Genomic DNA, 1,091 nt, shown 5'->3' with positions numbered 1-1,091 from the left:
GGCCACGGTCGAGTAGCTGTCCACCACCCAGCGGCCCGACGGTGCCAGCAGCTGCGGGTCACGCCCGCCCATCACCGTACTGCGCGACACCGGCGACGGCCGCGTGGTGCTGCCACTGGAACACGCCGACGACAGCGCCGTGCGTGCGGCCGGCTGGCAGCCACCGCACCGTGAGCAGCTGCTGGCCGCCGACGGCCGCACCCCCATCTACGCCACGGTGTACCTGCCACCCGGCTACACCGCCGGCGGCCGGTACCCGGTGATCGATGCGATGTACGGCGGGCCGCATGTGAGCAACGCCCCGGTGGGCTACCTGGACGCCACCGCCACGATGAATCCGGTGGCGCGCGCCAGCCTGGGCCAGCTCGGCTTCGTGGTGGTCAGCATCGATGCGCGTGGCACGCCCGGCCGCTCCAAGGCGTTTCACGACAGCAGCTTCCTGACCGCTGCCGACGTGCAGCTGGACGACCACGTCGCCGCGATCCGGCAACTGGCATCGCGCTACCCGGGTATGGACCTGGCACGCGTGGGCATCTACGGGCATTCCTTCGGGGGCTACAGTGCCGCGCGGGCACTGTTGCGCCATCCGTCCTTCTACCGCGTAGGCGTGGCATCGGCGGGCAGCCACAGCTTCCAGGGCATGTACGGCGGCGGCATTCACGGCATGGACCGGCTGGTGGGTGGGCAACCGGTGTACGCCGACGGCAGCGCGGTGCGACCCGATGCGGCGGCCGTGCCTGCGGTGTTCCAGCCGCTGGACAACAGCGCATTGGCCGCGCAGCTGCAGGGCAAACTGATGCTGGTGTATGGCGACCTGGACGAAAACGCCATGCCGGCACTGACGCTGCAGCTGGCGCGCGCGCTCAACGCCGCCAACAAGGACTACGACCTGCTGTACCTGGCCAATCAGGACCACGAACTGTTCCGCAACGACACGTACTATATGCGCCGCATGTGGGACTACTTCGTCATGCACCTGATGGGTGACACGCCACCCGCCTACGAACTGGGCAGACAGCACGACGATCGGTGAGGTCAGCGCGGCGCGGTGTCGTCGTCGTGATGGGCGCTGCCGGCCCCCATGCCGCCAC

1 pseudogene is annotated in these 1,091 nt (G+C 69.3%); it reads left to right on the top strand.

Features of this window, described 5'->3' with window-relative positions:
• Positions 1-61: 61 nt before the first annotated feature.
• Positions 62-1,033: pseudogene (locus DBR34_RS17670) on the top strand (prolyl oligopeptidase family serine peptidase); the annotation flags it as partial.
• Positions 1,034-1,091: the final 58 nt, after the last annotated feature.

The sequence above is a fragment of the Stenotrophomonas sp. HMWF003 genome (assembly GCF_003061285.1).
GTDB classification, from domain to species: Bacteria; Pseudomonadota; Gammaproteobacteria; order Xanthomonadales; family Xanthomonadaceae; genus Stenotrophomonas; species Stenotrophomonas maltophilia_AP.
Note: the sequence above shows the minus strand (reverse complement) of the source record. Positions and strands in the feature narration are given on the sequence as shown.